At 71.4% G+C, this 21,509-nt stretch carries 21 protein-coding genes and 1 tRNA gene; 12 read left to right on the forward strand and 10 right to left on the reverse strand.

What is annotated here, in order from left to right:
- Positions 1 to 47: 47 nt before the first annotated feature.
- Genes ACFWJW_RS23460 through ACFWJW_RS23470 form a run of 3 tightly spaced genes read right to left on the reverse strand, consistent with a single transcriptional unit; the run spans position 48 to position 2,757 of the window.
- On the reverse strand, positions 48 to 722 hold the full coding sequence (locus ACFWJW_RS23460) for a TrmH family RNA methyltransferase (protein ID WP_387244646.1): 675 nt from the start codon (positions 720 to 722) through the stop codon (positions 48 to 50).
- Positions 719 to 2,089 (reverse strand): HTTM domain-containing protein, encoded by a 1,371-nt coding sequence (locus ACFWJW_RS23465; RefSeq protein WP_387244649.1) that lies wholly within the window; start codon positions 2,087 to 2,089, stop codon positions 719 to 721. The genes ACFWJW_RS23460 and ACFWJW_RS23465 overlap by 4 nt, the downstream gene beginning before the upstream one ends.
- Positions 2,086 to 2,757, reverse strand: a complete 672-nt coding sequence (locus ACFWJW_RS23470; RefSeq protein WP_387244652.1) for a DUF5819 family protein — start codon at positions 2,755 to 2,757, stop codon at positions 2,086 to 2,088. The genes ACFWJW_RS23465 and ACFWJW_RS23470 overlap by 4 nt, the downstream gene beginning before the upstream one ends.
- A gap of 169 nt (positions 2,758 to 2,926) precedes the next feature.
- On the opposite strand from ACFWJW_RS23470, the gene paaA reads away from it, so the two are divergent.
- The 6 genes from paaA to ACFWJW_RS23500 all read left to right on the forward strand — a co-directional run bounded on the left by paaA (position 2,927) and on the right by ACFWJW_RS23500 (position 7,837).
- Positions 2,927 to 3,877, forward strand: a complete 951-nt coding sequence (gene paaA, locus ACFWJW_RS23475; protein WP_387244655.1) for a 1,2-phenylacetyl-CoA epoxidase subunit PaaA — start codon at positions 2,927 to 2,929, stop codon at positions 3,875 to 3,877.
- Positions 3,874 to 4,200, forward strand: coding sequence for a 1,2-phenylacetyl-CoA epoxidase subunit PaaB (gene paaB / locus ACFWJW_RS23480; protein ID WP_387244658.1), 327 nt, complete (start codon positions 3,874 to 3,876; stop codon positions 4,198 to 4,200). Before paaA ends, paaB begins: the two co-directional genes overlap by 4 nt.
- Entirely contained in the window at positions 4,200 to 4,916 is a 717-nt protein-coding gene (paaC, locus tag ACFWJW_RS23485; RefSeq protein WP_387244661.1) for a 1,2-phenylacetyl-CoA epoxidase subunit PaaC, read from the forward strand. The genes paaB and paaC overlap by 1 nt, the downstream gene beginning before the upstream one ends.
- On the forward strand, positions 4,910 to 5,407 hold the full coding sequence (gene paaD / locus ACFWJW_RS23490; protein WP_387244664.1) for a 1,2-phenylacetyl-CoA epoxidase subunit PaaD: 498 nt from the start codon (positions 4,910 to 4,912) through the stop codon (positions 5,405 to 5,407). The genes paaC and paaD overlap by 7 nt, the downstream gene beginning before the upstream one ends.
- Positions 5,407 to 6,450 carry a 1,2-phenylacetyl-CoA epoxidase subunit PaaE gene (gene paaE / locus ACFWJW_RS23495; RefSeq protein WP_387244667.1) on the forward strand — a complete coding sequence of 348 codons (1,044 nt, stop codon included), beginning with the start codon at positions 5,407 to 5,409 and terminating at the stop codon, positions 6,448 to 6,450. The genes paaD and paaE overlap by 1 nt, the downstream gene beginning before the upstream one ends.
- 253 nt (positions 6,451 to 6,703) lie before the next feature.
- A complete protein-coding gene (locus ACFWJW_RS23500) occupies positions 6,704 to 7,837 on the forward strand; it encodes an acyl-CoA dehydrogenase family protein (RefSeq protein WP_387244670.1) in 1,134 nt (377 codons plus the stop codon).
- Between the two features lie 321 nt (positions 7,838 to 8,158).
- Here ACFWJW_RS23500 and ACFWJW_RS23505 read toward each other — a convergent pair whose 3' ends face one another.
- The 4 genes from ACFWJW_RS23505 to ACFWJW_RS23520 form a co-directional block, all read right to left on the reverse strand.
- Positions 8,159 to 8,503 carry a rhodanese-like domain-containing protein gene (locus ACFWJW_RS23505; RefSeq protein WP_167536117.1) on the reverse strand — a complete coding sequence of 115 codons (345 nt, stop codon included), beginning with the start codon at positions 8,501 to 8,503 and terminating at the stop codon, positions 8,159 to 8,161.
- 10 nt (positions 8,504 to 8,513) lie between these two features.
- Positions 8,514 to 9,692, reverse strand: coding sequence for a J domain-containing protein (locus tag ACFWJW_RS23510; RefSeq protein WP_387244673.1), 1,179 nt, complete (start codon positions 9,690 to 9,692; stop codon positions 8,514 to 8,516).
- A 549-nt stretch (positions 9,693 to 10,241) separates the two neighbouring features.
- Entirely contained in the window at positions 10,242 to 11,720 is a 1,479-nt protein-coding gene (locus ACFWJW_RS23515) for a DUF2252 domain-containing protein (RefSeq protein WP_387244676.1), read from the reverse strand.
- A gap of 182 nt (positions 11,721 to 11,902) precedes the next feature.
- Complete coding sequence (locus ACFWJW_RS23520) at positions 11,903 to 13,312, reverse strand: ABC transporter permease (RefSeq protein WP_387244679.1); 1,410 nt, start codon at positions 13,310 to 13,312, stop codon at positions 11,903 to 11,905.
- A 162-nt stretch (positions 13,313 to 13,474) separates the two neighbouring features.
- Here ACFWJW_RS23520 and ACFWJW_RS23525 point away from each other — a divergent pair, with 162 nt between their 5' ends.
- Positions 13,475 to 13,909: a MarR family winged helix-turn-helix transcriptional regulator gene (locus ACFWJW_RS23525; protein WP_387244682.1), complete on the forward strand. Its 435-nt coding sequence runs from the start codon at positions 13,475 to 13,477 to the stop codon at positions 13,907 to 13,909.
- Positions 13,910 to 14,014: 105 nt separating this feature from the next.
- Here the strand turns inward: ACFWJW_RS23525 and ACFWJW_RS23530 are convergent, their stop codons facing one another.
- On the reverse strand, positions 14,015 to 14,377 hold the full coding sequence (locus ACFWJW_RS23530) for a winged helix-turn-helix transcriptional regulator (protein WP_387244685.1): 363 nt from the start codon (positions 14,375 to 14,377) through the stop codon (positions 14,015 to 14,017).
- Between the two features lie 125 nt (positions 14,378 to 14,502).
- Here ACFWJW_RS23530 and ACFWJW_RS23535 point away from each other — a divergent pair, with 125 nt between their 5' ends.
- Positions 14,503 to 15,153, forward strand: a complete 651-nt coding sequence (locus ACFWJW_RS23535) for an FMN-dependent NADH-azoreductase (RefSeq protein WP_387244688.1) — start codon at positions 14,503 to 14,505, stop codon at positions 15,151 to 15,153.
- A 195-nt stretch (positions 15,154 to 15,348) separates the two neighbouring features.
- On the opposite strand, the gene ACFWJW_RS23540 is transcribed toward ACFWJW_RS23535, so the two are convergent.
- Positions 15,349 to 16,590 (reverse strand): MFS transporter, encoded by a 1,242-nt coding sequence (locus tag ACFWJW_RS23540; RefSeq protein ID WP_387244691.1) that lies wholly within the window; start codon positions 16,588 to 16,590, stop codon positions 15,349 to 15,351.
- 113 nt (positions 16,591 to 16,703) lie between these two features.
- Between ACFWJW_RS23540 and ACFWJW_RS23545 the strand changes: the two genes are divergently transcribed.
- The gene (locus ACFWJW_RS23545; RefSeq protein ID WP_387244694.1) at positions 16,704 to 17,630 is read left to right on the forward strand and encodes a LysR family transcriptional regulator; all 927 of its coding nucleotides are present in this window, start codon (positions 16,704 to 16,706) and stop codon (positions 17,628 to 17,630) included.
- Between the two features lie 189 nt (positions 17,631 to 17,819).
- Here the strand turns inward: ACFWJW_RS23545 and ACFWJW_RS23550 are convergent.
- Positions 17,820 to 17,903, reverse strand: a tRNA-Leu gene (locus ACFWJW_RS23550).
- Between the two features lie 535 nt (positions 17,904 to 18,438).
- Between ACFWJW_RS23550 and ACFWJW_RS23555 the strand changes: the two genes are divergently transcribed.
- The 3 genes from ACFWJW_RS23555 to ACFWJW_RS23565 all read left to right on the forward strand — a co-directional run bounded on the left by ACFWJW_RS23555 (position 18,439) and on the right by ACFWJW_RS23565 (position 21,508).
- Entirely contained in the window at positions 18,439 to 19,272 is an 834-nt protein-coding gene (locus ACFWJW_RS23555) for an FhaA domain-containing protein (protein WP_387244697.1), read from the forward strand.
- A gap of 10 nt (positions 19,273 to 19,282) precedes the next feature.
- Entirely contained in the window at positions 19,283 to 19,813 is a 531-nt protein-coding gene (locus ACFWJW_RS23560; RefSeq protein ID WP_042151061.1) for an FHA domain-containing protein, read from the forward strand.
- A 132-nt stretch (positions 19,814 to 19,945) separates the two neighbouring features.
- Positions 19,946 to 21,508, forward strand: a complete 1,563-nt coding sequence (locus tag ACFWJW_RS23565; protein WP_387244701.1) for a PP2C family protein-serine/threonine phosphatase — start codon at positions 19,946 to 19,948, stop codon at positions 21,506 to 21,508.
- Position 21,509 lies beyond the last annotated feature (1 nt).

The following is a 21,509-nucleotide window of genomic DNA, read 5'->3' on the forward strand; positions in this document are numbered from 1 at the left end:
GACCTGCTCCTGGGCCCCGGCCGGGCCGTCGGCGGGCCCAGGGCCGGTCAGAGGGCGCCCGGCCCCTCGATCCGCGCATGGCGGCCGATCCAGGCATGCATCGCGATGGCCGCCGCGGCGCCCGCGTTGATCGAGCGGGTCGATCCGAACTGCGCGATCGAGCAGACCAGCGAGGCGTGCCGGCGCGCTTCCTCGGTCAGCCCCGGCCCCTCCTGGCCGAAGAGCAGCACACAGCGGCGCGGCAGCTCGGTCGTCTCCAGGGGGACGGAGCCGGGCAGGTTGTCGATCCCGATGATCGGCAGCTCCTCGGCCGCCGCCCAGGCGGTGAGGTGCGCGGTGTCCGGGTGGTGGCGGACGTGCTGGTAGCGGTCGGTCACCATCGCGCCCCGGCGGTTCCAGCGCCGCTGCCCGACGATATGGATCTCCTTGGCCAGGAACGCGTTCGCGGTCCGGACGACCGAGCCGATGTTGAAGTCGTGGCCCCAGTTCTCGACGGCCACATGGAAGTCATGGCGGCAGGTGTCGAGGTCGGCGACGATCGCCTCGCGCGTCCAGTAGCGGTAGCGGTCGATGACATTGCGGCGGTCGCCGTGGGCGAGCAGCTCGGGGTCGAACCGCTCGTCCTGCGGCCAGGGCTCCGGGTGCGGCCCGACGCCGATCTGCGGCCCGTACCCCTCGTCGTACTGGAGGGGCTCGGCGGGGGCGGTTTTCTCGCTGCTCACCCCACGAGCGTATGGCCACCGCCGCTGTGCTCCGTACGGGTATCCGGCTCACCACCGGCCGGCTGGGCCGGCCCGCCGCGCGAGAACAGGCGTTCCCGCAGTCCGGAGAAGCGCGCGGAGAGCCAGGTCAGGAAGTTCGTCGGCAGGAAGACCGCGTCCGCGGTGATCATCGCGAGCGAGAAGAACGGCAGCCCCAGCAGGATCGAGATCGAGAGGTGTTCACAGATCATCACGACCAGCAGCACATTCTTCAGCCGGCGGTTGAAGAGCGTGAACGGGAAGGCGACCTGCACCATCACCGTGCCGTAGGTGATCAGCATGATCATCACGCCGTTGCTGCCCAGCAGCTCGGACAGCGCCGGCCAGGGGGAGAAGTAGTCCAGGTGCATCGGGAAGTAGACCGCGGTGCCATCCTGCCAGCGGCTGCCCTGGATCTTGTACCAGCCGGCGGTGGCGTAGATCAGGCAGACCTCGACCATGATCACCAGCAGTGCGCCGTTGTGGGCGAGCTTGGCGAGCGTGTCCAGTACGACGCGGGGCTCGCCGGGCGCGTACCGCTGCACCGCCCACCACAGCCCATGCGTCACCCACAGCCCCCACAGCACCAGGCTCCAGCCGAGGTGCGGGAACGGACCGCCGTCGAACCAGCTGAGGCCGTAGTTGCCGCCCAGCTGGGCGACGGCCAGCGCGAGGCCGAGCAAGGCCCACAGGATGACGCCGGGCAGATCGCGGGAGGCCGGGCCTTCGGGTCCGTCCACGGCGGCCGCGGCCCGCTTCGCGCGGCGCGCGTCCAGCGACCAGACCTGCCCGCACCGGGTCAGCACGAGATACATCGACATCAGATGGATGACGTTGTCGCCGCCGTCCCCTATGAAGATGCTGCGGTTCTGGAGCGAGATCACGCCGACCATGAAGAGCACCGACATGGTGCGGGTGCGCCAGCCGAGCATCAGCAGCGCGGCGGCCACGATGGCCAGCAGGTAGACGCACTCGAACCAGCCGTGGGAGTCGGACCAGGGCAGCACGGAGAAGGCATGGTTGCCGTCCAGCAGCCGGCGCGCCATGTCCAGGCTCCAGGGGCTGTCGGGCCCGTAGAGGACCGCGCGGTGCGGCCACTCCCGGAGCAGGAACAGCAGCCAGGTCGCCGAGAAGCCGATCCGGATCACGGCGGTCTGGTACGGGGCCAGCGCCCGGCCGGTGGCGTACCGGAAGCCGCGGCCGATGGCCCGCTCGATCCGGGTCTCTTGGTAGGGCTCGGGCGCCTGGGATGCCGGTGCTTGCTGAGGCACGTCGGCCGGCTCGGTGGGGTGCGCGGGCTGCTGTGCGCCGGGCGTCTGCTGAGGCTGCTGGGGCGTCGGTGACGTCACTGGTGGGTCGCCCCCTCGGGCAGGTCGGCTGCGGTGACCTGCCACCAGGGCAGCACGCGGAACACGGGCTTGTCGCTGATCTTCTCGGTACTCCACGGCGGCGGGCGGACCGCCGTCGTCTGCGAGCGGACCTGCATCCGCTCGACCCGGCCGCCGCCCCGGGTCCACTCGTCGTCCATCCGGAACAGCACGAGCCGCCGGATGTAGCGCTCGGACAGCTCACCGCGCAGGCCGACCGGGCGGTTCTGCGCGTTGTGGGTGTTGACGAAGAGCTCCCACCCGCGGCGCAGCTGGTTCTGCTGGGTGTGGCTGGGCATCGGGTTGTGCCGGATGGCCTGGCCGTCTTGGGCGGTCAGATCGGTCCAGCCGGTGGTCCGTGCGGTGCCGTCCTGGGTGCGCAGCTGTGCGCGGACCTGGACCGCGTTGTTCTGCTGGAGGGGATTGGGCGCGAACAGCTTCCAGTTCTGCTCGTACTCGGGATAGACATAGTCGCTGATCAGGGCGCCCTGCTGTTTGCTGAGCGTGTTCGACGGTGCGACATGCAGGAACATCATCGCGAGATGAATCGCGACGGCGACCGCGATGGCACAGGCCGCCGCTCCTATGACGATCCGCGAGGGCAGCGAGAGCGCGGACAGTGGCCGCGATTCGTCCCCGTATGACTGCATTCCCGCCCCGTTCCCAGAATTCATGCGGCCAACTCCGCTTCGGAACCGTACCTAGGCGGCCCGGCCGGGCACACCTCACCCGAGTTATCCACAGGCTTGACACCCGAGGTCCGCCCACTCACCATTGAACCGAACGATCGGTCGGTCGGGAGCAGCGAGGGGGCACCACATGACGACGATCGCGCCGGAAGAGACGGCCCGAGAGGCCGTATTCGACGCCACCGTGGCCGCGGAAGAGCGCATCGAACCGCGGGACTGGATGCCGGACGCCTACCGCTCCACACTCGTGCGGCAGATAGCGCAGCACGCCCACTCCGAGATCATCGGCATGCAGCCGGAGGCCAACTGGATCACCCGGGCGCCGTCCCTGCGCCGCAAGGCGATCCTGATGGCGAAGGTGCAGGACGAGGCCGGCCACGGCCTGTATCTCTACAGCGCCGCCGAGACCCTGGGCACCAGCCGTGACGAGCTGCTGGACAAGCTGCACTCCGGCCGCCAGAAGTACTCCTCGATCTTCAACTACCCGACCCTGACCTGGGCCGACGTCGGCGCCATCGGCTGGCTGGTGGACGGCGCGGCAATCACCAACCAAGTCCCGCTGTGCCGGTGTTCGTACGGTCCCTACGCCCGCGCCATGGTCCGCGTCTGCAAGGAGGAGTCCTTCCACCAGCGCCAGGGCTACGAGCTCCTGCTGACCCTCAGCCGCGGCACCGAGGCACAGCACGCCATGGCGCAGGACGCGGTGGACCGCTGGTGGTGGCCGTCGCTGATGATGTTCGGCCCGCCGGACGACGAGTCGTCGCACTCCGCGCAGTCCATGGCCTGGAAGATCAAGCGGCACTCCAACGACGAGCTGCGCCAGCGCTTCGTGGACATCTGCGTCCCCCAGGCCGAGGCCCTCGGGCTGACGCTCCCCGACCCGGATCTGACCTGGAACGACGAGCGCGGTCACTGGGACTTCGGCCCGATCGACTGGGCCGAGTTCCGCGAGGTACTCAAGGGCAACGGCCCCTGCAACGCACAACGGATCAGCCGCCGGCGACAGGCGCATGAGGATGGCGCCTGGGTCCGCGAGGCAGCCGCCGCCCACGCGGCCAAGCACGGGAAGGCCACCCGATGACGACACCACGCCCCGCCGAAACCGCCGCCACCGCCGCAGCGCTCACCGACTGGCCGCTGTGGGAGGTCTTCGTCCGCAGCCGCCGCGGTCTCTCGCACACCCATGCCGGCAGCCTGCACGCCCCGGACGCCGAAATGGCGCTGCGCAACGCCCGCGACCTCTACACCCGCCGCTCGGAAGGCGTCTCCATCTGGGTGGTGCCCTCGGCGCAGGTCACCGCCTCCTCGCCGGACGAGAAGGACGCCTTCTTCGAGCCGGCCGGCGACAAGCCCTACCGCCACCCGACCTTCTACGAGATCCCGGACGGGGTGCATCACCTTTGATGAACATCACCGCCACCCCGGCCCTGCCCCTCGGGGACGACGCCCTGATCCTCTCCCACCGCCTGGGCGAGTGGGCCGGCCACGCCCCGGTCCTGGAGGAGGAGGTCGCACTGGCCAACATCGCGCTGGACCTGCTCGGCCAGGCCCGAGTGCTGCTCTCACTGGCCGGTGACGAGGACGAGCTGGCCTATCTGCGCGAGGAGCGGCAGTTCCGCAATCTCCAGCTCGTGGAACAGCCCAACGGCGACTTCGCCCACACCATCGCCCGCCAGCTCTACTTCTCCACCTACCAGGAGCTGCTGTTCGACCACCTCGCCGCGACCGAGAGCGAGTTGGCACCACTGGCCGGGAAGGCCGTCAAGGAGGTCGCCTACCACCGCGACCACGCCCACCAGTGGACGCTGCGCCTCGGCGACGGCACGGACGAGAGCCACACCCGTATGCAGCGCGCCCTGGATGCCCTGTGGCAGTTCACCGGTGAACTCTTCGAGCCGGTGGAAGGACTGGAATCGGTGCCCTGGTCCGCTCTGCACGACGACTGGACCACCCGCATCACCGCCACCCTGGAGCAGGCCACCCTCACTGTCCCCGAAGGCCCCAGGCACGGCGCCTGGCGGGCCGGCGCGGGCCGTCAGGGCCTGCACACCGAATCGTTCGGACGGCTGCTCGCCGAGATGCAGCACCTCCACCGCAGCCACCCGGGGGCGACATGGTGACCACCACCGCCCTGGAAGAGGAACTGCTCGCGCTGGCCGGCTCCGTTCCCGACCCCGAGCTGCCGGTGCTCACCCTCGCCGAGCTGGGTGTGCTGCGCGGGGTGCAGCTCACCGCCCCCGGCCGGGTCGAGGTGCAGCTCACCCCGACGTACACCGGCTGCCCGGCCATCGAGGCGATGTCGGCCGACATAGAGCGGGTGCTGCACGACCACGGCATACCCGACGTCGAGGTCCGTACGGTCCTCAGCCCACCGTGGACCACGGACGCGATCACCTCCGAGGGCCGCCGCAAGCTCGCCGAATTCGGTATCGCACCGCCACGCCCGACGGGCCCGGCCGGCGGACCGGTCGCCCTCGACCTCACCATCCGCTGTCCCCACTGCGGATCGACCGACACCACCCTGCTGAGCCGGTTCTCCTCCACGGCGTGCAAGGCCCTGCGCCGCTGTGAGTCCTGCCGCGAACCCTTCGACCACTTCAAGGAGTTGTGATGTTCCACCCGCTCCAGGTCCGGGAGATCGAGCGGCTCACGGACGACGCGGTGGCCGTCACCTTCGCGGTCCCGCCCGAGTTGCGCACGACCTTCCGGCACACCCCCGGGCAGCACATCGCGCTGCGCAGATCGGTCGACGGCCAGGAGATCCGCCGTACGTACTCCATCTGCACCCCGGCCACCGACGAGCCCGTACTACGCGTGGGCATCCGGCTGGTCGAGGAGGGTGCGTTCTCGACGTACGCGCTCAAGGAACTGGCCGTCGGCGACACCGTGGACGTCATGGCCCCGGCAGGCCGCTTCACCCTCGAACCACGCCCCGGCCACTTCGTCGGAATCGTCGGCGGCAGCGGCATCACCCCGGTACTGTCCATCGCCGCAACCCTGCTCGCCCAGCAGCCGGACGCCCGCTTCTGCCTCATCCGCAGTGACCGTACGGCGGCATCGACGATGTTTCTGGAGGAGGTGGCCGACCTCAAGGACCGCTATCCCCAACGCTTTCAGCTCATCCACACCCTCTCCCGCGAGGAACAACAGGCCGGCCTGCCCTCCGGCCGTCTGGACGAGACCCGTCTCCGCTCCCTCCTGCCCGCCCTCCTGAAGATCGACTCCGTCGACGGCTGGTACCTCTGCGGCCCCTACGGCCTGGTCCAGGGCGCCGAACGGGCCCTGCGCGCCCTCGATGTGCCCCGCACCCGCATCCACGAAGAGATCTTCCACGTCGACAACGGCACCCCGACCGCCCCCATAACCGCCACCCCCGCGCACAGCACCGTGACCGCCACCCTCGACGGCCGCTCCGGCAACTGGCCCGTCCACGACGGCGAATCACTGCTCGAAGCGGTCCTGCGCAACCGCGCGGACGCCCCGTACGCCTGCAAGGGCGGCGTCTGCGGCACCTGCCGCGCCTTCCTGGTCTCGGGCGAGGTCCGCATGGACCGCAACTTCGCCCTGGAATCCGACGAGGTCGACGCGGGTTACGTCCTCGCCTGCCAGTCCCACCCGGTCACGGAGAAGGTCGAGCTGGACTTCGATCGATAGAGCGGATGCGAGCGATAGGGCCGATGCGAGCGCACCGGCCGCACGGTCCGGGGGGCGCGGCAGGCTCCGGAGCGGCGCCGGCCGCCGACGCCCACGAGCACGTCCCCCCCCCGCGCCCCCTGGTCGCTCCCTAGTCACTCCCCGCCGCTCTCAACTCCCTCGTCCCTCCACCGCTTCCGCCATTCCCAATTCCTGCAACTTGTTCTACCTTGACGCTTCGTCAGATCGAGGCGCCGCGTGGGAGGACAGAGCAGTGGACTTCACCTTCACCGAGGAGCAGCAGGCCGCCGTCGAAGCGGCGAGGGCCGTCTTCTCGGGGGTCGCTCCGGACAGTGTGCCCAGCCCGGCGCTCACCCCCGGTGCGGTCGCCGACGACTTCGACCGCGCGCTGTGGCGCAAGCTCGCCGACGCCGATCTGCTGAGCCTGCCGATCGCGCCCGAGCACGGCGGCGCGGGCCTGGACCCGATCGCGCTCTGCCTCGTACTCCGCGAGTCGGCCAAGGTGCTGGCACGGGTACCACTGCTGGAGTCCGGCGCCGCCGCGCTCACCATCCAGCGTTATGGGACCGAAGAACTCTGTGCGGAGGTGCTCCCCGGGATCGGCGCCGGGGAGCTCGTCGTGACCGTCGCCGCCCATGGCCGCACCGGGCACGAGCCGGCCGATCTCGCCGTGACGGCCCATCACGAGGGCTCCGACTGGGTCCTCGACGGCGTCCAGACCGCTGTCCCCTGGGCCCGGACCACGGACCGGATCCTGCTCCCCGCCCACACCCCCGACGGGCACGCCGTACTCGCCCTCGTCCCCCGCACCCACCCGGGCGTCACGCTCGACGACCAGATCTCCACCAGCGGAGAGCCGTACGCCGAGGTCCGGCTGGACTCCGTACGCATCAGCGACCGGGAAACGATCAGCGACCCCGCCGCCTGGGAGTGGCTGCGCAACGTGCTGACCACCGGCACCTGCGCACTCGCTCTGGGTCTCGGCGCGCGTGTACTGGACATGACCAGCGACTACACCAGCAAGCGAGAACAGTTCGGGTTCCCGGTGGCCACCTTCCAGGCCGTCGCCTGCCAGGCCGCAGACCGCTTCATCGATCTGCGCGCCATGGAAGCCACCCTCTGGCAGGCCGCCTGGCGCCTCACCACCGAAGCAGCCGGCCCGCTACCGCTCGCGGGAGATGTCGCGGTGGCCAAGATCTGGGCCTCGGAGGGCGTACGCCGGGTCGTCCAGACCGCCCAGCATCTGCACGGCGGCTTCGGCGCCGACACCGACTACCCGCTGCACCGCTACCATGCCTGGGCCAAACAGCTCGAACTCTCCCTCGGCCCGGCCGCAGCCCACGAGGAGTCCCTCGGCGAGCTGCTCGCGGCACATCCGCTGGGCTGAGCCGGGAGCGACCGAATGCCGGGGCGGGGCCGGGCGAGGTGCCGTACGGCCGCGGGTCTACGGAATGTGGCCACGGCCCCGCTCGTCCCGGAATCGGCCGTCGGCGCCGCATGCTCCTTCAGCGCCCCGGAAGATCACCTAGGGCGGATCATCCGGTGCGGCCTCCGCCGACCATCCAGGAGGAGGGGAACTGACGGCCGTCCAAGGCTGACGGGAGTCCAGGGCTGACAGGGGTCCAGGGGCGGTTCACCACCGCCCGACCGGACGGCCCTCCGGCCAACCGAGCTGCCCAGCCAGCAGCCCGGCTCTCCGTCTCCGCGGCTAGATGACCGACCCCGAGCCGCCCTTGCCGTCCGAGACGGGGCGGCCGGCGGCCTCCCATGCCTGCATGCCGCCCGCGACGTTCACCGCGTCGACGCCCTGCTGGATCAGATACTGCGCCACCTGCGCCGAACGCCCGCCGACCCGGCACAGCACATACACCTTGCCGGCATCGGGAGCGGCCTCGGTCAACTCCCCGTAGCGAGCGACGAATTCACTCATCGGGATGTGCAGCGCACCCTCGGCGTGCCCCGCCTCCCACTCGTCGTCCTCGCGCACATCCAGGAGGAAATCCTCCGACGTGAGGGCGTCGACACCGACCGTGGGCACAGAACCAAATTGCATGGTCCCGACGCTACCGGACCAGCTGCGCGAGGTACGTCTCGCGTTCCGCGACATCGGCGAGCAGCTTCTCGGCGATCTCGTCCAGCAGCGCGTCCGGATCCTCCGGCGCCATCTTGATCATCGCGCCGATCGCGCTCTCCTCCAGCTCAGCGGCCATCGCGGCCAGCAGCTCCTTGCGCTCGGCCAGCCACTCCAACCGCGCGTAGAGCTCCTCGCTCTCGCTGAGCCGCTCCTCGACCGGTGCGGGGCCGGCCTCCCACTCCCGCGCCAGCTCGCGCAGCACCGCCTCGTCGCCCTGGGCGTACGCCGCGTTGACCCGTGCGATGAACGCGTCCCGCCGGGTACGTTCCGCGTCGTCCCGGGCCAGATCCGGGTGGGCCTTGCGCACCAGGTCGCGGTAGACCTTGCGGGCCTCTTCACTGGGCCGCACCTTCTGCGGGGGCCGCACCGACTGCTCGGTGAGCATCGCCTGGGCCTCCGGGAACAGCCCGTCCGACCCCATCCAGCCGTGGAACAGCTCCTCGACCTCCGGCATCGGCAGCACCGACGCCCGTGCCTCCTGCGCCTTACGGATGTCCGCGGGGTCGCCCGTACGCGCCGCCACCGCCTCGGCGATCTGCGCGTCCAGCTCGTCCAGCCGTGCGTACATGGGGCCGAGCCGCTGGTGGTGCAGGCGGGAGAAGTTGTCCACCTCCACCCGGAAGGTCTCCACCGCGATCTCGAACTCGATCAGCGCCTGCTCCGCGGCCAGCACCGCCTTCGCCAGCCGCCGGGTCGCCTCGTCCTGAGCCGCGGCCGCTTGCTCGTCCGCCACTCCGCCCGACTCGGTCTCCGCCCCGGCGTCACCGACGCCCGGCTCGGACCCTGCCCCGGCGTCACCGACGCCCGGCTCGGACCCTGCCCCGGACTGGCCGGCGCCCGACTCGTGTCCTTGCGCGGCCTGCCCAAGGCCCGGGCCAGCCCCTTCCGCGGCCTGGCCCGCGGGGGGATCGATCTGGACCCCATGGCCGGCATCAAGTCTCTCCGAGCCCGCGACCTGATCCTCCGGGCCGCCGACATGCCCGTGCTGGGCACCCTGCCCGCCGCCGCGGGCGTCCGGTGCCTGCGGGTCGGCCTGGGCGTCCGGGGTGCCCGGTACGTCCGGTCGGTGCTGGCCGTCCTGCGCGTTCTCCGCGTGCGAGTTCGTCACCCGGCCAGCGTACGGCCCCCGACGAGCGCGGCTCCCTACGGCCATTCAATCGCTTCCTGCTGGGCTTGGGGGCCTCCCCTCCCCCCCCCCCAGCCCACCCACCCCCTCCTCCCGCCACCCCCAAAAAACGACGTCCACACCCCAGACCGCCCCCGGCCCAACGGAGCCCCCGCCCAGCCGAGCCCCGGATGCAACCAGCCCACGCCCCAGAGGCACCCGTCCCACGGAGCCCCGCCCCTACAGGACGCCCGACGGGCCCCACGGAGCTGCCACCCCCACCGAACGCCCGGCGCGTCCCACGCAGCCCGCACCCCACGGAACACCCGGCACCTACAGAACCCACGCCCCACCTACCGAGCTCTCACCAGCCCCGCCCCCGCTCCCCGGCCACCCGACCACCAAGCCCTCTGCACCCGGCTCCCGGCACCCGGCACCCGGCACCCCACCGAACAGCAGCCCCACCACCAGCCACACGCCCCGAACGCCCCCAGCCCAGCCCAGCCCCCAAGCAGCCCCAAGCCCCGACCCGGCCCCGTCCCCCGCTCCCCCTCACACCCCCATCTCTGCCGCGATCCGTCCGTTCTTCACTGCTGTGGTCAGGGTCGCGTGGTCTGCTTCCGTGCGGTTCGCGTAGGAGACCGCGTAGGTCGCTATGGCCTCGTCCAGTTCTTCGTTCTTGCCGCAGTAGCCGGCCAGCAGGCGCGGGTCGGCGCTGTGTGAGTGTGCTCGGGCCAGGAGGGCGCCGGTCATCCGGGCGTAGTCGTCCAACTGGTCGCCGGAGAGCTGCGTCGGGTCCACGCTGCCCTTGCGGTTTCTGAACTGGCGGACCTGGAAGGGCAGTCCGTCTCGCGGGACGTCGTCCGCGTACGCGCTACCCGTGCTACCCGTGCTACCCAAGCCACCGGCGCCCCCCACACCCGACGACGCCATGCCCGGCACCGTCGTCCAGCCCAGCAGGATGTCGCTGACCACCTGCATCCGGCGCTGGCCGAGGACCACCCGGCGGCCCTCGTGCGCCACCGACGGCACCGGGAAGCCGGCCTTCTCCGCGAAGGGCGCCAGCACCGAACCGCGTGCCTCCTTCATCTGAAGGACCAGCGGTTCGCCGCGGTGGTCCAGCAGCAGCACCACATACGACCGCAGGCCCACGCTGCCCGTGCCGACCACGCGGAAGGCCACATCGTGCACCGCGTACCGGGCCAGCAGGGGCAGCCGGTGCTCGGCGATCGTGTCCAGATAGCCGGTGAGGGACGCGGCCACGGCTGCCGCCTCCGCGTCCGGCACCCGCCGCAGCACCGGCTGCGCGTCCACGAAACGGCGGCCGCCGTCCGCGGTCGGCTCCGTCGCCTTGGCCGCGAACCGCGCGCTGGTGTTCTTACGGGCCTTCTCCGCGACCTGCTCCAGCGTTCCCAGCAGATCCCGGGCGTCGGTGTGCGAGACCAACTCCTCGTCGGCGATCGCGTTCCACGCCTCGACGGCCGGGAGCTTGGCCAGCAGCCGCATCGTGCGCCGATAGGAGCCCGCCGCGTCCTGCGCCGCGCTGCGGCAGTCGTCCTCGTCGGCGCCCGCCTCCCGGCCAGCCAGCACCACCGACGCCGCGAGCCGCTTCACATCCCACTCCCACGGCCCGTGCAGGGTCTCGTCGAAGTCGTTGAGGTCGATGACGAGGCCGCCGCGGGCGTCGCCGTAGAGGCCGAAGTTGGCGGCGTGCGCGTCTCCGCATATCTGGGTGCCGATGCCGGTCACCGGGCCGGCGGCCAGGTCGTACGCCATCAGGCCCGCGGAGCCGCGGAGGAAGGCGAAGGGGCTCGCGGCCATCCGCCCGACCCGGATCGGCGTCAGCTCGGGCAGCCGGCCGGCGTTGGACTCCTCGACCGCCGCGACCGCGTCCGGCCGCCCGTCCGCGACCGACAGCTCGGCCTGCTCGGCACGCGGGAGCCGCTCCCGCAACGCCCGCCCCACCGCCTTGGGCGATGGTCCCTGGGCATCCTGACGGGCAAACCCCGGTACGTACGGCACACGCGGCATAGCGGGCCACCTCCCCCTTCACGACCTGTGTTCTTGATGTCCCTGCGCTTCAGCGTCCCTGCGCTTCAGTGTCGCTGTGTCCTGCGTTCGTCCGCGCGCCGGGCGGTTCCGGCCTGCCGACGCCCATGACGTTACCGACGCCCCGCGCAGCCCGCAGAGCCTGTGGATAACTCTCCGGACCGCTACACGCCCACCGCCTCTTCCAGCTCCTCCTCCAGCGCCGCGGCGGCACTAGCGGACCCGTGACCCGCCCCCGGTTGGGCGTTCCCGGCCGCCCGGACGCTCCGCGCCGGCTCCGGCACCGTCGCCGCCACCGCGGCCGCCGCCACCGCCGCGGCATGGGCTGTGGCCTCCGCCTCCCCGGTACGCCGCTGCTTCTCGGCCAGCGCCGCCACGCCGATCATCACCAGGCCGGCGACCAGCCACCCCACCAGCGTCCAGACATGTCCCGGCAGGCCGTAGCCGTCGAAGTAGACATGGCTGCGGACGCCTTCCACGAAGCCCGCGCCGTTCCAGAAGGAGTGCAGCGCCGCGAAGAATCCGTTCTGCATCTCGGGGCGGAAGATCCCGCCGGAGGACGTGAAGTTGAGCATCACGAAGAGGGTCATCACCCCGAGCGTCGTCCAGCGCTTGAGGAAGGTGTGCAGGCCCGTGCCGATCAGCAGAACGCCCGCCGAGTAGAGCCAGGCCATGCCCCACAGTCCGCCGAGACCGTGGTCGACCAGGTGGAAGACCGGACCGGCGAACGCCGCCCCGATGAGGCCGACGACGAACGAGGTGCCGATGGCCAGCGCCGTCCGCAGCCGGAGCGGCAGCACGGCTCCGGCGCCGCCGATCACCGCGACCGACGCGTACGAGCCGATGCTGATCGCGACCAGCAGGAAGAAGATGCCCTGACCGGTCGGGTCGTCCTCGGCGGTCGGCGCCACGTCCGTGACCTTCAGCGGCGCGCCCTGTTGCCCCGCGATCGGCGTGAAGACCTTCTGGACGACGGTTGCGCTGGTATCGGAAGCGGCCGTCGCCACCAGCAGCTCGGGCGGCGGCACCGGCTTCCCGGGACGCGCCGCCCCGCCGGCCCCGCCCCTGCCCGCCGACCCACTCGACGCACCCGACGTACCCGAACTACTCGACACACCCGCCTCATCGCCAGACCTGCCCGCCCCGCCCGACGCGCCCTTCGACCCCGACGTGCCCTTCGCCCCGGACCCATCCGCCACACCCGACGCACCCTTCGCCCCTGGCGTCCCCTGTGCCCCCTTCTCAGGAATCACATACGCGCCAAAGATGTCCTGATGCCTCAACCGGTCCACCGCCGCCGCCCGTTCACCGACGGTCCGTACCTCCAGGTCACCGCCCGCCTTGTCGTTGACCGACTGGGCGAGCAGCTGGGCACTGCGGCCCGGCCCGACGACCGCGACGGGCAGATGGTGCGGCGCGGGATGAGCGAAGGCCCCCAGGTACGCCAGACCCATCCCGAGGCACATCAGCAGCGGGGTGATCAGGTGCGTCAGGACGTGACGCAGCCCGGTGGCGTGGGCGGCGCGCGCGGAACGGTGCGCGCTTGGGTGGTCGGGACGTCGGACCGTACTCATGGGCCAGGCCCTTTCCGCTCGTCGGCTCAGCTGTCGCCACTGGGGCCGGTTTTCGCATCGGCCCGGACCCGCGACGCCCGGAAGGGGGCCGCGGTCAGTAGTTGGTAATTACAACTCCCTCATTGCGTTGTACTATACAACTACCTCTACGAAAGGCAATCCGTGGCTCACCGCGAGGACTCCGTCGAGACCATCCAGCAGGAGATGACCGCGTTCGCCCGGCGGGCCCGCGCGACCGCGGCCCGGATGCATCCCGAGCTGTCGCTGGTCTCCTACACCCTGTTGGCGCACCTCGATGACCAGCAGGGATGCCGCGCCACGGACCTCGCAGCGCACTACCTCCTGGACAAGTCCACGGTCAGCCGGCAGATCGCCGCGCTGGAGAAGCTCGGATTCGTCGAGCGCCGCGTCGACCCGGAGGACCACCGCGTCCAGGTGCTGCACCCCACCGAGAAGGGCGACCGGGTGCTCGCCAACGTCACCGCCAGCCGCCGCCGGGCGTTCCACGAGCGGCTGGCCGACTGGGACGAAGAAGATCTCGACCGCTTCGCGACCTATCTGCGCCGCTACAACGCCGCCCAGGAACGACTGGGATAACGACTGGGATAAGGCGCCCGCCTAAGGGCACCCGCCCGAGCACCCACTCAGAGACGGAGCCCGCCGCCCCGCCTGCCGGCCCCTCGGCCCCTCGGTCCGCGGTGCCTACTTCCGGAACCGCTCCGGACACTGCCCGCCGTCGGCGAGATAGGTCTCCGCCCAGCGCCCCAGCTCCTTGAGCGCGGGATCCATCGCCAGACCGGCCTCTGTCAGCCGGTAGGAGACGCGCAACGGCGGCCCCGCGTCCACCTCGCGGACGACCAGGCCGGTCGAGGCCAGCTCCATGAGGCGGTCGGAGAGCATCCGCTCACTGATCCCCGGGATGGCCCGCCGCAGATCGGCGAAGTGCACCGGGCCCGGCATCAGGGTGGCGACGATCAGACCCGTCCAGCGCTTCCCGAACAGCTCGAAGACGCGCGTCATCTTGCCGTCGACCTGCCTGCACATCGCCTCGCCGTGGTCCGCCATACACCCAGAGTACCGCCTTCCCGTTGGCTGCTGCGGAAAAGTAAGTTCCTGTGCTATCAATAGTCACGTACGGAATTCAATCAGTGGTCGAGCGCCGCCCGGCCGCCTGTCGAAGGACCGATCCCATGGCCACGCTTCTGCTCATCGACTCGTCCGTCTTTCCCGAGGGCGGCTCCGCCTCCCGTTCCGTCACCGCGGCCTTCCGCAAGGCGTGGGAGGACCAGCACCCCGACGGCACCGTGATCCACCGCGACCTGGCCGCCGATCCGCTGCCGCACCTCGACGGTGCCGGCGCCTCCGCCGCCTTCTCCGACCCGGCCGCCCACACCCCGGAGCAGCAGGCGGCCTTCGCACTGCGCATCGAGCTCGTCGAGGAGCTGGAGCGGGCCGACGCGATCGTCATCGGCGCGCCGATGTACAACTTCACGATCCCCTCCACGCTCAAGGCGTGGCTCGACCAGGTGATCATCATGGGACGTACCGCGGGTGAGCAGCCGTCGGCCAAGGGCACCCCGGTCACCGTCGTCGCCAGCCGTGGCGGTTCCTACGCGCCGGGCACGCCCCGTGAGCCCTTCGAGTACGTCCAGAACTACCTGGCGGCCGTGCTGAACGGCGGGCTGGGCCTGGACGTCGACTTCATCGTCCCGGAGCTGACCATGGCCCCGAACAACCCGGCGATGTCCGAGCTTGTCCCGCTGTACGAGACCTCCCGCGACAAGGCCCACGAGGACGCGGCGGCCAAGGCCAAGGCCCTCGTCGCGCGCCTGGCCGCCTGAGCCCGGCCGGGACACCGGAGCGGGGCGCGGGCGGGGCGCGGGCGGACGGCACGGCTGCGCGCGCCCGGTGCAGCCACCTCCCGGCGGGCACCCGCCGGGAGGGCGGCCCCCAGCTCGCGCCCGCACCGGGGGCACCGGCCCCGGCCCCTCCGCCCTCGCCCCAGCCCCGCACCCGCGGCCTCACACCGGCCACGATCACACCCCCCGCACCGGCCCCCTCCCCACCGCCACCGCCACCAGCGCCCCCACGGCGAGCCCCCCGCCCAGCCACAGCACACCGGTCACGCCCCAGCCGTCCGCGGCCCGCCCGCCGGCCAGCGCCCCGAGCGCGATGGCCCCGTTGAACACCGCCACGAACAGCGCGGAGGCCGTCTCACGGGCCCGTGGAGCGGCCGTCATCAGCCAGGTCTGCGTGCTGACCGAAACGCCCCCGTAGGCCAGCCCCCATACGGTCACCACCAGAGCCGCACCCGGTACCCCGGCACCGCGTCCCAGCAGCGGCATCAGCAACACCGCCCCCGCGAGCACCCCGCAGATCACCAGCAATGCCGCCCGCGGCGACCGCGCCGCCCCGGCGCCGGCCAGGAAGTTCCCGGCCAGTCCCGCGAGGCCGAAAGCCAGCAGCAGCGTGCTGATCTGCCCGGCGTCCGCGCCGGCCACCTCCTCGAGCACCGGCCGCACATAGGTGTACGCGGCGAAGTGCCCGGTCACCAGGAGCGCCACCAGGACGAGTCCGGTCCGTACGGGGGCGCCGCGCAGCACCGCCAGCACCCCGTTCAGCCGCACCGCGGCGGCCTCCGGCAGTGGTGGCAGCAGTACGGCCAGCGCGACCGCGACCGCCCCGCAGACCACGGCCATCGCCCCGAACGCGGCGCGCCGGCCGCCCAGTTCGCCCAGGAAGGTGCCGGCCGGCACCCCCAGTACGGACGCCGCCGCGACCCCGCTGAAGATCAGTGACGTCGCCGTCGCCACGCTCCGCGCGGGCACCAGCCGCACCGCGAGTCCCGCCGCGATCGACCACACCCCGCCCATCCCCAGCCCCACCAGAACCCGGGCCACCAGCAGCACCACGACATTCGGCGCATACGCCGCCAGCAGATTGGCCGCCGCCAGCGTGCCCATCAGGGCCACCAGCACCGCCCGCCGGTCCCGCCGCCCCGCCAGCACCGTCAGCAAAGGGGCCGACACCGCCGCCACCAGGCCCGTGACCGTCAGCGTCAGGCCCGCCGTACCGGCCGAGATCCGCAACTCCCGGCCGATCGGGGTCAGCAGCCCCACCGGCAGCATCTCCGACGTCACCACCGTGAACGTCGCCGCGGCCAGCGCCCCGACGGCCGGCAGCCCACCGCCCCGCTTGCGCTCCGGCTCCTCCGACTCCCCTGCTCGCGCGGCCACTTCGGCGCCACGGGACATCGCCCCGCCCTCGGTGTTCGTCATGCCCCCAGCCAACGCCCGCCCTCACGGGGGAACAACGGCCCACTTCTCACGCTTCTATGAGCAGGACTCATCGATCCACCGCGCAGACCACCGCCCGATCCCCGGAGGCACCCATGAGCGGCCCGCCCGCCGCCACCACCGGCCTGCCCGCCCCCGGCCTCGAACTCCGCGAGCTGGAATGCTTCCTCGTCCTCTCCGAGGAGCTGCACTTCGGCCGCACCGGTGAGCGGCTGTATGTCTCGCAGAGCCGCGTCAGCCAGCTGCTGCGCGCCCTGGAGTCCCGGATCGGCGCCCGCCTCGTGGACCGCACCAGCCGCCGGGTCCGCCTGACCCCGCTCGGCGAGGAGTTCCGTACGTCGCTGCGCCCCGCCTACGACGCGCTGCGCACCACCGTGGAGCGCGCCCGCAGCACCGCCCGCGGTATCGACGGCCGGCTGACGGTCGGCTTCCAGGGCACCGCCGACGACCGGATCATGCGGGCCCTCGACGTCTTCCACCGCCGCCACCCGGGCTGCGCCACCGAGATCGTCGAGATCCCGCTGTGCGACCCCTTCGGCGCGCTGCGCAGCGGCGCGGTCGACGCGGCCGTCACGCTGCTGCCCGTCGCCGAGCCCGATCTCACCCTCGGCCCCGTCTTCCCGGCCCAGCAGCAGACCCTCGCCGTCTCCGTACGGCACCCCCTGGCCTCCCGCGCCACCATCGGCGCCGAGGATCTCGCGACCACCCCGCTGATTTCCCCGGCGGGCCCGGCGCCCGCCTACTGGCGCGCGGCCCACGCCCCGGCCGCCACCCCGCAGGGCCGCCCGATCCCCGCCGGGCCCGGCGTCAGCACGCTCCAGGAGGGCCTCACCCTCGCCGCGGCCGGCCGCGGCGGCATGCTGCTGTGCCGCCCCACCGCCGACTACCACGGCCGCCACGACCTCGTCTTCGTCCCCGTCACCGGCCTGCCGGGCTCGGTCCTGGGCCTGGTCCACCACACCGCCCGGGAAAACGCCCGGGTCCGCGCCTTCCGTACGGTCGTCACCGAGATCGCCGGGTGACGGAAGCGACGGCGCGGGAGGCAACGGGCCCGGCGAGGGCGGTGGAGGGCGCGGATGTGACGTAGCCCTCAACAGGCCCGGCCGAGGGCTGCCGACGGCGGCCCGTACCCGTGACATGGGCAACAAGTGACGAACGCAACGAAAGACCCCCGGTCGCCGGATTTCTCCGGAGACCGGGGGTCTCATCTGTGCGCGAGGGGGGAGTTGAACCCCCACGCCCTTTCGGGCACTGGAACCTGAATCCAGCGCGTCTGCCTATTCCGCCACCCGCGCATGGGTGCTGCCGTTCGATGCTCTCACATGATCCGGGCTGTTTCGTCCGGGTCTTGTTCGGGCGCCTTCCGACATCCAGAACACTAGCACGCTGTCGGGGGTGCCTTCACACGCCTTTTCCCCGGTCCCCGCCCTGCCGCAACCCGGGCGGCACCCCGCCTCACCCCGGGCATTCGCCGCGCGCTGCCCCTAGGGGTCACACTCGCGGTAGCCGCAATCAGGGTGCGGGCCGTCCGGTCCGCCTCGGGGCCGGCCGACCGGGCCGGTCCCGCGTCATGTCCGACTCCGGCCCCCGCCCGGCCGGAGTGGTCGGCGGTTGCGGGACACTGTCTTCGGGGCACATCTACGATCGCAGTGCACGAGCAGTGGGCAAGGAGCAAAGCAAGCACCGGGCAACCCTGTGAGGGGCGACACTCGTCCTCTAGGCGGGAAAGGGGAACCAGCCGATTTCCCGACGCGTGGATACGATCAGTAAGCAGTATCAGGACGACTCGATCAGGACGACCCCGACGAAGACTGAGGAAGGAGGTGCCCCGTGGGAGTACTGAAGCGTTTCGAGCAGCGTCTCGAAGGTCTCGTCAACGGCACCTTCGCCAAGGTGTTCAAGTCCGAGGTGCAGCCCGTTGAGATCGCCGGCGCGCTACAGCGCGAGTGCGACAACAACGCCACCATCTGGAACCGCGACCGCACGGTCGTCCCCAACGACTTCATCGTCGAGCTGAGCACCCCCGACTACGAGCGGCTGAGCCCCTACAGCGGGCAGCTCGGCGACGAGCTCTCCAGCATGGTCCGCGACTACGCCAAGCAGCAGCGGTACACCTTCATGGGCTCGATCAAGGTCCATCTGGAGAAGGCCGACGATCTCGACACCGGCCTGTACCGCGTGCGCAGCCGCACGCTCGCCTCCAGCTCGTCGCAGGACCAGCCGGGCCCCGCGGCCGACCGGCGCTCCGCCGCGGCGCCTCGCGGCGGCCAGCCCGGCGGCGGCCATGTGAGCCCGCCCCCCATGCCTTCGTCCCCGCCTCCCGGCGGCGCACAGTCCGTACCCCGTACGGCACCGCCCGGTGCAGGACCGCAGCCCCACGCGCAAACCAGGCGCTGGATCGAGATCAACGGCACCCGCCACCAGATCTCGCGCCCCACGCTCGTGCTGGGCCGCAGCACCGACGCTGACGTACGGATCGACGACCCGGGTGTCTCCCGGCGTCACTGTGAGATCCGGGTCGGAACGCCCCCCATGATCCAGGATCTGGGTTCCACGAACGGCATCGTGGTAGACGGGCAGCACACCACTCGCGCTAATCTCCGCGACGGCTCGCGGATTGTCGTGGGCAGTACCACCATCGTTTACCGGCAAGCCGAAGGGTGAAGCGGGGGCAATGTCAGAGCTGACCCTCACGGTCATGCGGTTGGGTTTCCTCGCCGTACTGTGGCTGTTCGTCATCGTGGCCGTTCAGGTCATCCGCAGCGATCTGTTCGGCACGCGCGTCACACAACGCGGTGCCGCCCGTCGCGGCGGTCAGGAAGCGCGTGCGCAGCGTCAGGCTGCCGCGCCGCCGCAGCAGCAGCGCCGCCAGGAAGGCGGCCGCGGCAACAACAACCGGCAGCGCCGCGGAGCGCCCACGAAGCTCGTGGTCTCCGAAGGCTCGCTGACCGGCACCACCGTCGCCCTCCAAGGCCAGACCATCTCTCTGGGCCGAGCGCACGACTCCACGATCGTGCTGGACGACGACTACGCGTCCAGCAGGCATGCCAGGATCTACCCGGACCGTGACGGCCAGTGGATCGTCGAGGACCTCGGTTCCACCAACGGCACGTACCTGGACCGGACCCGACTGACGACCCCGACACCGATTCCGCTGGGAGCCCCGATCCGCATCGGCAAGACCGTCATCGAGCTGCGGAAGTAGTACGACAATGAGCGAGCGGAGCGAGCGAGCCGCGGCGGTCCACTCGGCGGACCCGGGCGTGCTCCCGACCGGAGGGTGGGCAGTGTGGCTCGAAGAGACCGGCTGTACCCCGAGCCGACGGGTGAGGTGCGCATGAGTCTGTCACTGCGCTTCGCCGCCGGATCGCACAAGGGCATGATCCGCGAGGGCAACGAGGACTCCGGCTACGCCGGGCCACGGCTGCTCGCCATCGCCGACGGCATGGGCGGCCAGGCCGCCGGTGAGGTCGCCTCCTCCGAGGTGATCTCCACCCTCGTCCAGCTCGACGACGACGTCCCCGGCTCCGACCTCCTCACCTCCCTGGGCACGGCCGTCACGCGCGCCAATGACCAGTTGCGGGTGATGGTCGAGGAGGACCCGCAGCTGGAGGGCATGGGCACGACCCTGACCGCCCTGCTGTGGACCGGGCAGCGGCTCGGCCTCGTCCACGTCGGCGACTCGCGTGCGTACCTGCTGCGCGACGGCGTCCTGACCCAGATCACCCAGGACCACACCTGGGTGCAGCGGCTGGTCGACGAGGGCCGGATCACCGAAGAGGAAGCCACCACCCATCCGCAGCGGTCGCTGCTGATGCGGGCGCTGGGCAGCGGCGATCACGTCGAGCCCGATCTGTCGATCCGCGAGGTGCGGGCCGGCGACCGGTATCTGATCTGCTCGGACGGGCTGTCCGGGGTGGTCAGCCACCAGACGCTGGAGGAGACCCTCGCCAGCTACCACGGTCCGCAGGAGACGGTGCAGGAGCTGATCCAGCTCGCGCTGCGCGGCGGCGGACCCGACAACATCACCTGCATCGTCGCCGACGTCCTGGACGTGGACGGCAACGAGACGCTGGCCGGCCAGCTCAACGACACCCCGGTCATCGTCGGTGCCGTCGCGGAGAACCAGAACCAGCTCAGCGACCCGAGCACGATGCAGACTCCCGCCGCCCGGGCCGCCGAACTCGGCCGGCACGGCGGCCCCAACCCGGGTGCGCCCGGTGGTGCCTTCGGGCCGCCCGGCAGTGGTGACCTGGAGGTCGGCGGGCCGCCGCAGGGCTCGTTCGGCGCGTTCATGGACGAGGACTTCGTCAAGCCGCGGCGGCGCGGACGGTGGCTCAAGCGGTCACTGTTCATCGCGCTGGCGCTGGCCGTCGTGGGCGGCGGCTGCTACGCGGGCTACAACTGGACGCAGACCCAGTACTTCGTCGGTGCCAAGGACGACCACATCGCGCTCTACCGGGGTATCAGCCAGGACCTCGCGTGGATCAGGCTCAATGATGTGGACGAGGACCACCCCGAGATCGAACTCAAGTACCTGCCGCCGTATCAGCGCAATCAGGTCAAGGAGACGATCGCGGTCGACAGTCGCACGCAAGCGGGCGAAAAGGTCACCGAGCTGAGCAAGCAGGCCAACGCCTGCCGCAGCAAGGAGCAGCGGGAGGCCGCCGAGCGGGACGCGGCGCGTCACCCGGGCCACGGCCAGACGGGTACACCGAGCAAGCCCGGTTCCCCGTCGCAGTCGCCGAGCTCCAAGCCCGGCAGCACCGGCAAGAACAGCGGCACCGGCACGGCCGGCACACTGGCGGCGACCACGTCTCCGTCTCCCAAAGCCACTCCCAGCCAGGCCCCTTCCCAGGAGCAGCAGAAGCTGGAAAAGAATTGCAGCACCCAGCAGTGAG

Origin of the sequence: Streptomyces sp. NPDC127097 (assembly GCF_042724075.1) — a bacterium.
Classification (GTDB): Bacteria; Actinomycetota; Actinomycetes; order Streptomycetales; family Streptomycetaceae; genus Streptomyces.

Coding starts and splice junctions, on each gene's coding strand:
- ACFWJW_RS23470 (WP_387244652.1), bottom strand. CDS start 2,757: ATGCAGTCATACGGGGACGAATCGCGGCCACTGTCCGCGCTCTCGCTG.
- paaA (WP_387244655.1), top strand. CDS start 2,927: ATGACGACGATCGCGCCGGAAGAGACGGCCCGAGAGGCCGTATTCGAC.
- paaB (WP_387244658.1), top strand. CDS start 3,874: ATGACGACACCACGCCCCGCCGAAACCGCCGCCACCGCCGCAGCGCTC.
- paaC (WP_387244661.1), top strand. CDS start 4,200: ATGAACATCACCGCCACCCCGGCCCTGCCCCTCGGGGACGACGCCCTG.
- paaD (WP_387244664.1), top strand. CDS start 4,910: ATGGTGACCACCACCGCCCTGGAAGAGGAACTGCTCGCGCTGGCCGGC.
- paaE (WP_387244667.1), top strand. CDS start 5,407: ATGTTCCACCCGCTCCAGGTCCGGGAGATCGAGCGGCTCACGGACGAC.
- ACFWJW_RS23505 (WP_167536117.1), bottom strand. CDS start 8,503: ATGCAATTTGGTTCTGTGCCCACGGTCGGTGTCGACGCCCTCACGTCG.
- ACFWJW_RS23515 (WP_387244676.1), bottom strand. CDS start 11,720: ATGCCGCGTGTGCCGTACGTACCGGGGTTTGCCCGTCAGGATGCCCAG.
- ACFWJW_RS23520 (WP_387244679.1), bottom strand. CDS start 13,312: ATGAGTACGGTCCGACGTCCCGACCACCCAAGCGCGCACCGTTCCGCG.
- ACFWJW_RS23530 (WP_387244685.1), bottom strand. CDS start 14,377: ATGGCGGACCACGGCGAGGCGATGTGCAGGCAGGTCGACGGCAAGATG.
- ACFWJW_RS23535 (WP_387244688.1), top strand. CDS start 14,503: ATGGCCACGCTTCTGCTCATCGACTCGTCCGTCTTTCCCGAGGGCGGC.
- ACFWJW_RS23540 (WP_387244691.1), bottom strand. CDS start 16,590: ATGACGAACACCGAGGGCGGGGCGATGTCCCGTGGCGCCGAAGTGGCC.
- ACFWJW_RS23545 (WP_387244694.1), top strand. CDS start 16,704: ATGAGCGGCCCGCCCGCCGCCACCACCGGCCTGCCCGCCCCCGGCCTC.
- ACFWJW_RS23560 (WP_042151061.1), top strand. CDS start 19,283: ATGTCAGAGCTGACCCTCACGGTCATGCGGTTGGGTTTCCTCGCCGTA.
- ACFWJW_RS23565 (WP_387244701.1), top strand. CDS start 19,946: ATGAGTCTGTCACTGCGCTTCGCCGCCGGATCGCACAAGGGCATGATC.